At 51.1% G+C, this 13,566-nt stretch carries 13 protein-coding genes; 10 read left to right on the top strand and 3 right to left on the bottom strand.

Going from position 1 to position 13,566, the window contains the following annotated elements; genetic code table 11:
* Window positions 1–38 precede the first annotated feature (38 nt).
* Complete coding sequence (locus JTN23_RS08145; protein ID WP_247233726.1) at window positions 39–482, top strand: DUF4920 domain-containing protein; 444 nt, start codon at window positions 39–41, stop codon at window positions 480–482.
* A 99-nt stretch (window positions 483–581) separates the two neighbouring features.
* Here JTN23_RS08145 and JTN23_RS08140 read toward each other — a convergent pair whose 3' ends face one another.
* Window positions 582–1,610 (bottom strand): MBL fold metallo-hydrolase, encoded by a 1,029-nt coding sequence (locus JTN23_RS08140; protein WP_247233724.1) that lies wholly within the window; start codon window positions 1,608–1,610, stop codon window positions 582–584.
* Between the two features lie 390 nt (window positions 1,611–2,000).
* Here JTN23_RS08140 and JTN23_RS08135 point away from each other — a divergent pair, with 390 nt between their 5' ends.
* Window positions 2,001–3,017: an IS5 family transposase gene (locus JTN23_RS08135; protein ID WP_247233722.1), complete on the top strand. Its 1,017-nt coding sequence runs from the start codon at window positions 2,001–2,003 to the stop codon at window positions 3,015–3,017.
* A gap of 145 nt (window positions 3,018–3,162) precedes the next feature.
* Here the strand turns inward: JTN23_RS08135 and JTN23_RS08130 are convergent, their stop codons facing one another.
* A complete protein-coding gene (locus JTN23_RS08130; protein ID WP_247233720.1) occupies window positions 3,163–4,326 on the bottom strand; it encodes a methionine aminotransferase in 1,164 nt (387 codons plus the stop codon).
* Window positions 4,327–4,531: 205 nt separating this feature from the next.
* Between JTN23_RS08130 and JTN23_RS08125 the strand changes: the two genes are divergently transcribed.
* From JTN23_RS08125 to abc-f, 8 genes are all read left to right on the top strand, one after another.
* Window positions 4,532–5,533 carry a PDDEXK nuclease domain-containing protein gene (locus JTN23_RS08125; RefSeq protein ID WP_247233718.1) on the top strand — a complete coding sequence of 334 codons (1,002 nt, stop codon included), beginning with the start codon at window positions 4,532–4,534 and terminating at the stop codon, window positions 5,531–5,533.
* 272 nt (window positions 5,534–5,805) lie between these two features.
* Window positions 5,806–6,789 carry a helix-turn-helix transcriptional regulator gene (locus JTN23_RS08120; RefSeq protein ID WP_247233716.1) on the top strand — a complete coding sequence of 328 codons (984 nt, stop codon included), beginning with the start codon at window positions 5,806–5,808 and terminating at the stop codon, window positions 6,787–6,789.
* Window positions 6,790–6,869: 80 nt separating this feature from the next.
* Window positions 6,870–7,949 (top strand): alkene reductase, encoded by a 1,080-nt coding sequence (locus tag JTN23_RS08115; protein WP_247233714.1) that lies wholly within the window; start codon window positions 6,870–6,872, stop codon window positions 7,947–7,949.
* Window positions 7,950–8,139: 190 nt separating this feature from the next.
* Complete coding sequence (locus JTN23_RS08110; protein ID WP_247233712.1) at window positions 8,140–8,715, top strand: Crp/Fnr family transcriptional regulator; 576 nt, start codon at window positions 8,140–8,142, stop codon at window positions 8,713–8,715.
* Between the two features lie 91 nt (window positions 8,716–8,806).
* Window positions 8,807–9,586, top strand: coding sequence for a DUF4386 domain-containing protein (locus JTN23_RS08105; RefSeq protein WP_247233710.1), 780 nt, complete (start codon window positions 8,807–8,809; stop codon window positions 9,584–9,586).
* A gap of 126 nt (window positions 9,587–9,712) precedes the next feature.
* A complete protein-coding gene (locus JTN23_RS08100) occupies window positions 9,713–10,054 on the top strand; it encodes a hypothetical protein (protein ID WP_247233707.1) in 342 nt (113 codons plus the stop codon).
* Window positions 10,055–10,105: 51 nt separating this feature from the next.
* Complete coding sequence (locus tag JTN23_RS08095; protein WP_247233705.1) at window positions 10,106–10,723, top strand: succinate dehydrogenase/fumarate reductase transmembrane subunit; 618 nt, start codon at window positions 10,106–10,108, stop codon at window positions 10,721–10,723.
* A gap of 316 nt (window positions 10,724–11,039) precedes the next feature.
* Entirely contained in the window at window positions 11,040–12,629 is a 1,590-nt protein-coding gene (gene abc-f, locus JTN23_RS08090; RefSeq protein ID WP_247233703.1) for a ribosomal protection-like ABC-F family protein, read from the top strand.
* Window positions 12,630–12,683: 54 nt separating this feature from the next.
* On the opposite strand, the gene JTN23_RS08085 is transcribed toward abc-f, so the two are convergent.
* Window positions 12,684–13,439: a DUF2490 domain-containing protein gene (locus JTN23_RS08085; RefSeq protein WP_247233701.1), complete on the bottom strand. Its 756-nt coding sequence runs from the start codon at window positions 13,437–13,439 to the stop codon at window positions 12,684–12,686.
* Window positions 13,440–13,566: the final 127 nt, after the last annotated feature.

Genomic DNA, 13,566 nt, shown 5'->3' with positions numbered 1-13,566 from the left:
ACTAATAGCTAATACCTAACAGCTAACACCTACCAACCATGAAACACCTGCTCACTCTACTCCTCTGCCTCTCGCTGGCGGGCTACGCCCAGGCCCAGGAGCACTTCGGCAAGAAGATCAGCGACAAAGGAGCCGTTACCGCGGCTGCCTTACCCGAAAAGATGGGAACCAAAGACGCCCTGAAAACCAAGGTGACGGGTACCGTTGAGTCGGTATGCCAGGCCAAAGGCTGCTGGATGAAAGTTAAGATGGACAACGGCGAGACCATGCGCGTAACCTTCAAGGATTACGGATTCTTTGTACCCAAAGACATAGCCGGTAAAACGGTGGTATTCGAAGGGGAAGCTAAGAAGAATGTAACGCCCGTATCGGAGCTACGCCACTACGCCGAAGACGCGGGCAAGAGCAAAGAAGAAATCGCTAAGATCACCGAACCCAAGCACGAGCTGGCTTTCGTGGCGGATGGTGTGATCGTGAAGTAAGTACCTCATCCCAACCCTTCTCCTATCAGGAGAAGGGCTAAATATAATGGAAGTACAAGCTTCCCTTCTCCTATCAGGAGAAGGGGCCGGGGAATGAGGTTACCTCCACCATGCCTTATCCGGCAATGTTTGCCCCAGTACTACCGGCTCTCCGATCTGCGGAGTAGCGATGGGTAGCCCTACTTCCCGGGCCCGCTTCGTCACCCGCTCAATGGGCTCTGTCCACGGGTGCAGGGCCAGCGTAAATTTCCCCCAGTGTACCGGTAGTAGTACCTCCGCCCCCAGATCCTGCGCGGCCTGTACCGTTTCCTCCGGCATCATGTGTATGTACTTCCAGAAGGCATTGTACTGTCCGTTTTCCAGTATTGCCAGACTAAAAGGACCGTACTTCTGCCCCATCTCCTTGAAGTGCTTGTCATAGCCCGAGTCGCCCCCTACGTAGATCTTATGCTGCGGCGCTTCCAGGATAAAAGACGACCAAAGCGTCTGGTTGCGCTTGAACTTCCGGCCCGAAAAATGACGCGCCGGAGCTGACCTGATGTGCAGTGAATCATCCAGCCGAATAGGCTCGTACCAGTCCAGTTCGGTTACCTTGTCGGCCGGGTACCCCCAGTGCTCCAGGTGCGCCCCTACGCCCAGCCCCGTCACTACCCGCTTCACCTTGGGTAGTAGCTTCTCAATGGTCTTGTAGTCGAGGTGGTCGTAGTGATCGTGGGTAATGAGCAGCAGGTCTATTTCCGGAAAATCCTCCACCGCGTATACATTGCTACCAGGGTAGTTTTTGCCGAAGAATTGGACCGGCGAAGCGTAGCCACTCAGTACCGGATCTACCAGGATAGTCTTACCGGCCAGCCGGATGAAGTAGGACGAGTGCCCCAGCCACACTACCACGGGCTGCTCTGACTGGATACTTTTCAGGTCGGTCCTGACAGAGGGAAGCGAATCCAACGGCTCCTTCTCCTCTACTTTTTTCATATAGCTTTTCAAAATGTCCCAGTAGGTGATGCCTTCGGCCAGGTCAGGTGTGTGGCTCTGGTTCTGAAAGGCGCCGTCGCGGTAGTTGGGAGATTTCTGGATACGCTCGAGGCGGGCACCCGAAGGTACCTTGCCAAATTGTTTCTGCTGCATGAAGAGGAGGACGATAAGTGTGAGTACAAGAGCAGTGCCCAAAAGGCCTGCTAAAATTTTTATCAGTAAACGCATTGACAAGGTTAATAAATTACAACCACAGAGGCTCACAGAGTTACATAAACGGAGTATTTCCGTTGATTAAGCTCAACTGTGGCCTTACCAATACACCAAGCCCCTTTTACCAGCAAAGGCTCGTGAGGACACGAACCACGATAAATACAAGCGCCGGCAAATGAAAACTAACAGCTAACTGTATTGGTTAGCCAGGTTATAAATATAAGAGGCTTTGTTGCATGGCTCCCACTTAGCTCATGAATGAAAAAGCACCGGAATGGCGAACTTTGAGATTGCCAAACCTACAAAGCTGCCGCCTAACGGCCCGGTGCTATGCCAAAAATACGCTTTTTTACCCAAGCAGACAAACAAGCGCCAGAAGCGCAGAAAATACCGCCAACTCCCAAGGCAAAGTACCGGCTCAGCAATTGGTTGGAGTATAATAAGTCTCTGATTAGTAGGGGTAGCTTCGCGCTTTGGATCGATCAGGACACCCTCGACCACTGGTACTATGAGGGGCCACGTACCGCTGGGGGGCTGTTTCGCTATTCAGATCAGTGCATTCAGGCGGCATTGTCCCTCAAAGCCGCCTTTGGACTCGCTTTCCGGCAAACCCAAGGCTTGATTCAGAGCATTTTAGGCATAATGAAAAAGGAATTGCAAGTGCCCTCCTATACACAACTCTGCCGCCGTCAAGCTCGAATCAATGCATTTGTCCCACCAATGCCCTCTGGCGAGTCCGCCTGCGGACCAATCTATATTGCGCTGGATAGTACAGGGTTGAAAGTCTATGGCGAGGGGGAGTGGAAAGTAAAAAAACATGGAGCTGATAAGCGACGCACCTGGCGCAAACTGCACTTGGCAGTGGACGAAGCCACCAACGAGATTCATGCCGTTGAACTGACCAGCAACGCCATTAGTGATGCCGATATGGTCAGGCCCTTGGTGGCCAACATAACCTGCCCCATCAACCGGTTGAGCGGCGATGGCGCCTATGACCAGGTGAAGGTCTATGACGAGCTGGAAACTCGTGGGATTGAGCCAGTGATACCGCCCCGCTCTAACGCGGTGATCTGGACTGATGAGTTGGGGAATGTCCTATTACACGCTAGAAATGAAGCAATTGCGCAGATTGATTGCGTGGGTTTAACTGAGTGGAAACGACAGATTGGCTACCACCGTCGCAGCAAGGCAGAGACAGGTATGTTCCGCTGGAAGATGGCTTTCGGAGAGCGGTTGTCAACACGCTTGCTGACAAATCAGCAAGCCGAAGCTCGCGTGAAAGCAAGCTGTTTAAACCGATTTACAAAATTAGGAATGCCCAAGGCTGTGAAATGTGTACCTCCATAGCCATGCAACAAAGCCAATATAAGAAGAAAACCGTGGTCCGTGTCTCCACGGGCCTGTGGGGACACAGGCCACGGAATTGAAAGCTAAAATCTAATACCGCGCGGGAGGCGCTCCTCCGGCGGACCGTCTAACAGCTAAAAGCTATCTACAACCTACTCAATAACTCCCCCGCCCGCTTTAACGTTTCATCGTCCTTGGCAAAACAGAAACGAAGTATCTTGTAGTCGTTCTTCTGGTTATAGAATACTGACACCGGTATGGACGCCACCCCTATCTCCTTCGTCCACCGCACCGCCAGGTCGTAGTCATACTCCTGCGTCATATCGCCGTAGTATACCGTCTGGAAGAAGGTACCTTGTGAGGGCGTAAAGCGGAAACGGGAATCTTTGATAGCTTCCAGGAAAAGGTCGCGCTTACGCTGGTAAAAGTCTGATAGTTCAAGATAGTATTCGGGTATCCTGATGAAGTCAGCCAGGGCGTACTGCATGGGCGTCATGGTACTGAAGGTCACGAACTGGTGTACTTTACGAAACTCCGCCGACAGCGCCGCCGGAGCCAGACAATACCCAATTTTCCAACCCGTCACGTGGTAAGTCTTGCCGAAGGAGCCGCAGATAAACGTCCGCTCATGCAGCACCGGATGCGATAGGAGCGACTGGTGCCGCTGCCCGTCAAACACAATGTGCTCGTATACCTCATCGCTCACCAGCAGGATATCTGTCCCCCGCACCAGAGCGGCCAACTGGTCCAGATCCTCCCGCGTCAGTACCTTCCCGATGGGGTTGTGGGGCGTATTGATCATGATCAGCCGGGTTCGGTTGGTTACTTTCTGCCGGACCTCCTCCCAGTCTATTGCGTAGCCGTTGGCGGGCGTGAGGGTGATGTACACCGGCACTCCGCCGCTCAGCTCAATGGCGGGCACGTAGCTGTCGTAGGCGGGCTCAAACACCAGTACTTCGTCGCCCGGCCGTACTACCGCCGTCACCGCCGCATAGATCGCCTCCGTCGCCCCTGATACTATAGTCACCTCCTGCTCGGGATGGTAGGCTACGCCGTAGTGGTCGAAGGTTTTCTGCGCCAGCGACTCCCGCAGTGCCGGTACCCCGCTCATGGGCGCGTACTGGTTGAAGCCCTTTTTCATGTACTGGTTCACGAGTTCCACCAGCTCCGGCGAGCAGTCAAAACTCGGAAAGCCCTGCGAAAGATTCAGCGCCCCCACATCGGCCGCCAGTTTGGACATGACCGTAAAGATGGTGGTACCTACGTTAGGGAGTTTGGACTGGAGCCGGAGCGCGGATTGAGTTGGCATGTTCGGGTTGATCAAGGTACTTGTACGGAAAGCGAAGATAGGGAAAAGTGGTTTCTGATTTTTTATACAAACTATGCAGTGCCCAAAAATGCAGCTATCTTAGACTATCAGTAGGAATCCCGTTATTTGTTGAGTACCTGAAGTACACAATATTTTATTTGATCGGCAAAGTACGAGTTAATCATCTTAAAGAAATAGCAATCGCATGCAAATCAGAAAAGACCTCCTCTCTGATATACAAGGCATCATAGCTCAATCGCGTGACCGTGCTATTCGCTCAGTAGATACCGAGCGGGTGCTGATGTATTGGCATATCGGGAAAGTAATCTTTGAAGAAGAACAGCAAGGCGAAGACCGGGCGGCTTATGGTGCCTTCCTGATTCAGTCGCTCGCCCAGCAGTTGCAGCCGCAGTTTGGCAGTGGATTTTCTAAACGTCATTTATATTGGTATGTGCAGTTTTATCGAATCTTTCCAAATGTGAACGCACTGCGTACACAATTCAGCTGGACGCACTACCGCACGTTGATCAGGCTGGAGAACGCTGATAAACGGGAATTTTATGTAGCAGAGGCGGCCAAAAACAACTGGTCGGCCCGGCAGCTGGAACGACAGGTCAACAGCCAGCTGTTTGAGCGGCTCCTCCTCAGCAACGATGTAGAAGCCGTGCTTAAAGTAGCCCGTGAAGAAAAGCCCCCCATAGAAGCCAAAGAGATAATCAAAGATCCCATGGTACTTGAGTTTCTGGGACTGAAGCGGGAAGCTGCCTACTACGAAAAAGATCTGGAAAATGCCCTTATCACGCATTTATACGATTTTATGCTGGAACTGGGCAACGGTTTCTCCTTTGTAGCTCGTCAGAAACGCGTCCATATAGAGGGCGATGATTTTTTTGTGGATCTGGTTTTTTATAATCGCCTGTTGCAGTGCTTTGTCATTATTGAAATAAAAACAGACAAACTTACCCACCAGGACATTGGGCAGTTGCAGATGTACGTAAACTACTACGACCGTTTTGAGAAACAGGAATTTGAAAACCCCACCATCGGTATCCTGCTCTGCGCCGACAAGAATGACGCAGTTGTCAAAATCAGCCTTCCCGAAAACAACAGGACCATCATTGCCAGTAAGTACCAGCTCTACCTGCCCACGGAACAGCAGTTAATTGAGGAGGTCAAAAAAGAAATACAACGGCTGGACGAACAATAAGCCAGTAAAGGTTCTTCAAACTCTTGACTCAGTAGAAGCTGATAAAAAAGAAGATAGAGGTAGATAAAAGTAAAGAAGCTTCTCTTCTACCTGTACGCAGGAGAGAAGCTTCTTTATAAAAAGAGTCAATTTTTAATTACTACATTCACCACCCAAGGGCCGGGGATAATGGTTCAGGAGTTCATAGTGTACCTCTTACTATTTCCGTCTTGCTTGTCCACTTTTCGCTGACGATCTACAACAGACTATCATGTCCTATAATAAATTGACTAATGCTTCTCGAATTCACAGCATCCCAACATTTTGATTTTATAGGGCAGTTTGCGGAGTTAATCAAGGTACCGGTACGGGATAATTTTCTGGAAATCCCCCAGTCCTTGGGCGAAGGCTACATCCGGAAAGTGGCTTTTGGGGACGATTTCAGGCTGATGATCCACCGCTATACCCTCACCGAAGACCTGGTGATCAAGCGGAACCCGGCGGTGGAAGCGAGTGACCTACTCAGTATCTTCTTTTATACCAACGAGCAGCCGATTGAACTGAGGTACAACAACGACAACAGCATCCCCTTTTCGCAAAAGAATGAGTCTGCCATACAGGTTACCACCATCGATTTGAGCTCTACCATTCGTTTTCCGGCCAACAGCCACACCCAGTATATGGTAGTAGGCATTACGGTTTCAAAACTGAAAGCCCTCCTATCCATTGATCAGCCCAACTCTACGATCAAAACCATCACTACTGAAGGGGCTTCTTTCCTGTTTTTTGAGAGTATGGATGCGGAGATGCAGCTGCTCCTGAAAAACATCGCTACCGTGAATATGCTCGATCCGCTGAGTCATTTCTATGTACAGATAAAAGTACAGGAGCTCTTGTACCTGCTTTTCAGCCAGCTATCCCGACGCGAAAACACCAACTACCGGAGTATCAACAGTGCCGATGCGGAAAGACTGCTGCTCATACGCAACAACATCCTGAGCGATTTGAGCACGCCACCCGTACTGAACGAGTTGGCACATAAGGCAGCCATGAGCGAAACGAAGCTAAAACAACTCTTTAAGCAGACCTTCGGGGATACCATCTATAACTACTACCAAAGGGTCAGGATGGAAGAAGCCGCCTTCCTGTTAAAACAGGGTAAGCTATCGGTCTCGGAGGTTGGCTACGAACTGGGCTTTACCAACCTAAGCCATTTCAGTCGCCTATTCGAAAAGCATTACGGTGTCACACCCAAAAAGTACTCTACTGTCGGATAGGGCTATTTTATGGCCATTTACAGGTATTTTAGCCCGGAAACACTCACCATCTTTGCTGTACCAAAATAAAGAACAGCATTATGGAAAAGTTATTCGAGCCCTTCAGCAAGGGCAAACTCCAATTGAAGAACCACTTGGTAATGGCCCCCATGACCCGGAGCCGGGCGATCGGCAACCTGCCCAACAGTCTGATGGTAACCTACTACGCGCAGCGTTCGGAGGCGGGCCTCATCATTACCGAAGGTACCGCTCCGGCTCCGGAGGGCCTGGGCTATCCGCGTATTCCGGGTATCTATTCCGAAGAGCAGGTAAGCGGGTGGAAAAAGGTAACCGAAGCCGTTCATCAAAAAGGGGCAAAGATCTTTGTACAGCTGATGCACACCGGCCGGATCGGGCATATTGATAATCTGCCGGAGGGTATGCAGGTGGTGGGGCCATCGGATATTAGAGCCGCGGGAGAGATTTTCACGGATAGCAGGGGAATGCAGGAACATTCGGTACCGGCTGCCCTTACCAATGAGGGCATTGCCTCGGTCATAGATGGCTATGTAAAGTCGGCCCAAAATGCTATGGCGGCAGGTTTTGACGGGGTGGAGCTACACGGAGCCAATGGGTACCTGCCGGAGCAATTTCTGAATCCCAACGTGAACAACCGTACCGATGCGTATGGGGGCTCCATCGAAAACCGCAGCCGGTTTACCTTGCAAATTGCCAGACAAGTAGCCGAAGCCATTGGCCCAGAAAAGGTAGGGGTTCGTTTTTCACCCTACTCTACGCTGGGCGATTTACAACCGTATGATACGGAAGAAGTACATCAGACGTACGCGTATCTGGCCAGTGAGCTGAACAAGCTGGATATTGCCTATATCCACCTATCAGCTAATCCCAACATTCCGGAAAAGACGTTTCAGGCCATACATTCGGCCTTTGCAAACACCCTTATTTACTGCAACGGCTTGACACCCGAAACCGCCGAAGCCAAACTACTGGAAGGCTCGGCTGACCTGATGGCTTTCGGACGAAGTTTCCTGGCCAATCCTGATTTTGTGGAGCGTATCGAAAAAGGTGCCCCCCTGAATGCGGTAGACTTCAGTACGCTCTATACGCCCGATGCCGCAGGCTATACCGACTACCCTGCTTTGGCTTTACAGCATCATTAACATAGAAAGCGGCTTTGCTATAAGGGGCTAACGTGCAAAAAGAGACGTTAGCTCCCTCCAGACTGAGGAACCGTTACAGGCTGGAAGTACCTACCTCTACATTATCTCCGAAATACGTTTCAGGATATGATCTTTTGCCGTAGCTTGCATGGTAGTAACCTAATCCTACTTTCCTCTTCTGATAAAAGCCATGGAAAATCCGATCATCCAATTCATCAGTTCATATATAGAGCTTACGCCGCAGGAAATAGATATTGTCAATGAGCAGAATCAGATCAAGGCATTCAAAAAAGGTACTGTGTTACTAACTGAGGGGGCGTATGCCAAAGAGTGCTACTTTATCCTGAAAGGCTGTGTGAGGAGCTATTACCTGATTGATGGGGAAGAAAGAACCACCGAGTTCTATACGGAGAACCAGGGCATCAACCCCGTAAGCTACCTGACCAAGCAGCCGTCTGAGTACTATTTAGCCTGTGAGGAAGACTGTGAGGTGGCGTTAAGCTCCGCTGAAAGGAGCAGAGTACTGATTGAGAAGGTCCCCAAACTGGAAGCCCTGATCATGCAGATGAGCAGTCAGTTGCTGGTGCAGAACCAGGTCTCGTTTGACAGTTTCAAAAACCTGAGCCCCGAGATGCGCTACCTGAAGCTGCTTGAAACCAGACCGGATCTGTTCAACCGGGTTCCGCTTCAGCATATTGCGACTTACCTCGGTATTACTCCCGTTTCGCTGAGCCGAATGCGCAAAAGAATCAAGGTAAAGCGGTAAAGGATCAGTAGGGAATCACAGCTGTGATTCCGGCCGCTGATTAATTATCTTTTGTTAATTTTTGCCGAATTGTAGTTCGGTATGTTTGCTCATGAATCAAGCTATGAGCAACATGAACACGATCCACTCTACCCCCAAAGCAGACAAAACCAACGCCCTCGTTACCGGACTCCTCTTTCTTCTGGCGGCCATCACTTCCATAGCCGCGCTGAAGTTATACGAGCCTATCCTGTTTAGTCCGCAGTACCTTCTACAGGGCGCGGCCAACGCGCATCAGATCCATCTGGCGGCACTACTCGAACTCCTGACCGTAGCCACCGTAGCAGGAACGGGCATTATGCTGTACCCCTACCTGCGCCGGTTCAACGAGAGCCTGGGACTGGGCTACCTGTGCTTCCGGCTGCTGGAAGCGATCCTGATCCTGGTGGGGGTGGTGAGCGTGCTGGCCCTGCTTACGCTCAGCCAGTCCTTTGCCCATGCCGCTGCCCCTGACGCAGCCGCCTACCAGACCAGTGGCACCATCCTGAAAGCCATTCACGACTGGACCTTTATGCTCGGGCCCAACTTTATGCTGGGCATCAATACCTTTCTGTACAGTCTTGTTTTTTATCACTCCGGGCTGGTGCCCCGAAAAATAGCCCTGATGGGACTCGCAGGCTCCATTTTCATCTTCATCGCTTCCCTACTGGAGATGTTCGGCATCATAGCTCAGCTCTCTGTCTGGGGTATGCTGCTGGCCCTCCCGGTATTTGCCTACGAAATGACATTGGCCGTCTGGTTGCTCATCAAAGGCTTCAACCCTGAGGCTCTATCCACCCGGCAGACTGGTACAAAAAGCCTACAGGAGAGCGAGTCTCTACTGGAATACTAACTCAGTAAGCACCTATCAATAAAACAGTATAACCAAACCTTACAATCAACTACCATGACAAAGCTCAGCACTCTAATCTTAGTCGTACTAGCCATTGCATTCAGCTCGTGCGCAAGAAATTTTCAGGTGAATTATCAACTCGAATCGGCTAATACCGGAACCATAGTCCTGAAACCAAGTAAGGTGACCGAAAAAACCTCCGTTACCCTCAACGACCATCTGATTGTGAATAAAAAGAAGGTAAGGTCCGTCACCATACATAATGTACCTGATGGCACCTATGACATTCATTACGTATCGGGCACGAAGTGGTACAAAGAAAGGTTGGATGTAGAGATTCCCACCGAGATGGGAAATGGAAAGAAAGTAACGAAACTGGTTCAGGTTCCCCCTTACAAAAATGGCTACTGGTATTATCTTGCGGGCCAGGCGGTTTTATCCGGTGCGATCGGGGTGTTGTTAAGGTAGAGTGATAGACTGCTACACGTTAGTCCAACTCACTCTAACCCTCCATTTGCCATGATTACCCAAAGACTCCACTATGTATCAGGACTGGTACTCACCATCTTCATCGGGCTGCATCTGTTCAATCACCTCTATGGTGTAGCCGGGGTGGACAGGTACCTGCAAGTTATGGATAGCCTGCGCCTGTTTTACCGTCATCCCCTGGCAGAGCCCCTGATACTAATGGCTGTACTGGTTCAAATCTATACGGGGATCAAGATCTTCCGGAAGAAGCGAAACATGGCAACCGCTCCCTTTGAGAGGTTACATCTATGGACGGGGCTTTACCTGGCTATCTTCTTTGTCATTCATGTGGGCTCCGTACTGACAGGTCGTACGGTGCTGCACCTGGATACCAACTTTTACTACGGCGTAGCCGGGCTGAATACCTTCCCATTCAACCTTTTTTTTATACCTTACTATGGATTGGCTATTCTTTCGTTTTTTGGGCACGTAGCCGCCATACACCACCAGAAAATGAAGCAGCCCCTTTTAGGCTGGTCACCTATGGGTCAATCCAAAGCGATCCTTACGGTAGGTTTTATGGTGATGGTACTTATCTTTTATGGATTGACCAATCGCTTTCAGGGGGTAGAAATTCCCCGCAACTACCACGTCCTGATCGGGAAGTGATTAATGTTTCAACCTATACACATCCGCCGAAGGTGTGTATAGGTTGAAGCCTACTTCATGTAGTTACTTACCATACAACCATCTCCCCTACCTCAGCCATTCATGAGACTTCCTGAGCCATTCATCTGTCTGTACGTTCACCTAAACAAAGTGTAGTCATAGGATTTGACACTCCATTTAGCTTTTTCCTACCTTTGTACCCACACAAACAAGATAGCCCCACCCATGTGAGATCTGATTTCTTTCGGTAAATACAGCTGGTACCTCCGCCAAGAGAGGTCTACCGCTATTGTTTTACTTCTAACAGAAAGAAATTATGATCCATATACAGAACCTCACCTATATACACCCCAATCAGGATGTACTGTTTGACAACATACACCTGACCCTCAACCGCCACGACAAAGCGGCCCTCATTGGTAACAACGGCACCGGTAAATCGACCCTGCTTCGCATTATAGCCGGTGTACTGCCTCATTCAGGCGGCGTAGCCAGCGTGGAAGCTGCCCCCTACTATGTACCCCAGCTATTCGGACAGTACAACGCGCTGACCGTGGCTCAAGCACTCCGGATCGAAGAACCATTACAAGCACTGAAAGAAATCCTGGCCGGCAACGTAATGGAAGAAAACCTCAGCCTACTCAACGACGACTGGACCATTGAGGAGCGGTGCCAGGAGGCCCTGCAATACTGGCAACTGGAAGGTTTGGACCTGACGCAGCCCATGGCGCTCCTCAGCGGCGGCCAAAAGACCAGGGTATTCCTGGCGGGTATCCACATCCACCAGCCCGAGCTGGTCCTGCTGGATGAGCCCAGCAACCACCTGGATAGGGCCGGGCGGCAGTTGTTGTATGACTTTATTAGCTCCAGTACCAGTACCCTGCTGGTCGTAAGCCACGACCGTACGCTGCTGAACAGACTCAGTACGGTACTCGAGCTGAGCAATCGGGGTATCACCGTCTACGGCGGCAACTACGACTTCTACCAGGAGCAGAAACGGATCGAGAGCCAGGCCCTGAACGAGGATGTACACAGCCGGGAAAAAGCCCTGCGTAAAGCGCGGGAAGTAGCGCGCGAAACCGCAGAGCGGCAGCAAAAGCTGGACGCCCGCGGCAAGAAGAAGCAGGAGAAAGCAGGTATGCCTACCATCGTGATGAATACCCTCCGCAACAACGCCGAAAAAAGTACCTCGAAGCTCAAGAACGTCCACGCCGAAAAGGTGGGTGCCATAGCCCAGGAGCTGCACGAACTGCGCAAGGGGTTGCCGGACGTGGACAAGATGCGGTTTGGCTTCGATCCCTCTACTCTCCACCAGGGCAAGGTACTGGTTACGGCCGAAGCGATCAACTACCAGTATAGCGAACAGCCACTCTGGCAACCGGAGCTAAGCTTTCAGATCACCAGCGGCGAGCGCATCGCCCTCAAAGGCCTTAACGGCTCGGGCAAGACCACCCTGATCCGCATTATCCTGGGCGACCTGGAGCCTCAATCGGGTACCATTCAGCGGGCGGACAGCAAGGCGGTGTACATTGACCAAGATTATTCACTGATCAGCAATAGTTTCCATGTATATGAGCAGGCACAGCGATTCAACCATACGTCGCTTCAGGAGCACGAGGTCAAAATCCGGCTGGCCCGGTTCCTATTCAGCAAGGATGACTGGGACAAGCCTTGCAGTGCCCTGAGCGGCGGCGAGCGGATGCGGCTCATGCTGTGCTGCCTCACCATCAGCAGCCAGGCCCCCGACCTGATCATCCTGGACGAACCTACCAATAACCTGGACATCCAGAACATCGAGATCCTGACCGCGGCGATCAATGAGTACCAGGGCACGCTCCTGGTGGTGTCACACGATCACTCCTTTCTGGAGCAGATCCATATCGGGCAGACGATATCCCTGACCTGATGTTTTATAAGTACGGCTATAACCAGCGATCTATATACTAATATCCATCAGACCTTACCCTTTCGGCTTACGTACATCCAGGTTCTGGTACAGATAGATCCGGGCCGTGTGCAGGTTGCGGTACTGGTTACCGGCGGGTAGCTGCTGGAACAGGTTCATATAACCCGTCTGCAGCGTCGTAGTGCGGCTCAGGTGAAAGCCTAGTCCCACGAAGAAGCGGTTCTGATCGAAGTAGTTATACACTATTTTTTTGCCCAGGTTGACGTGGAGCTCGTCGTTCAGCACCAGTGATACCCCTCCGGGGGTAAAGCCCCGGCGCGTGAGAGGAAAAGCCGTCTGCAGGTTATAGCGGATGCGGGTCGTGTAGGCATAGCCTTCGCCCAGTTCGCTGTCGTTGCGGAGCTTCCGCCGAAACCGCTCTTCCAGCCTGATCCGCTGCGAAACCTGGCTTCGTGGCCCGTTGGTATGCCACTGAATCTGCTGCCAGGGACGGTGCTCAGGCCGGGAGATATTGGCGTGCCCCTCGTTCGGGAAGTGATTCATAAAGGCGTAGCCAGCCGTCAGTTTGGTTTGGTCGTTGAGGTAGTACATCAGCCCCACCCGCACCACACCCTGCGACAAGTCCTGAACCAGCTCTTCTTTGGTTCGCAGTTGTATATCCGTCCATACGCCCCAGCGGTCCGTCAGGCGCGTCTGGTTGAAGTAGCCTCCCCATATTTGCGTCCTCTCATCGATCCGCTTTTCCGTCTGAGCCCATGCACTTAAAGAATGGAGGAGCAGGAAGAGAGACAGCACTATACGCTGTTGCATAAAAGAGTTTGTAAAAATAATGGCGACAAAAGTAACCACTATACAAACCCTACCCAACTAATAGGGTACCTGGCACTAATATTAGTACATATTCCTTTCCTAGTTCTAAATAGTCTTATAGAAATAC

The sequence above is a fragment of the Telluribacter roseus genome, assembly GCF_017355915.2.
In the GTDB taxonomy this organism is placed as follows: Bacteria; Bacteroidota; Bacteroidia; order Cytophagales; family Spirosomataceae; genus Telluribacter.
The sequence above is the reverse complement of the archived record's forward strand: the minus strand, read 5'-3'. Positions and strand labels throughout refer to the sequence as shown.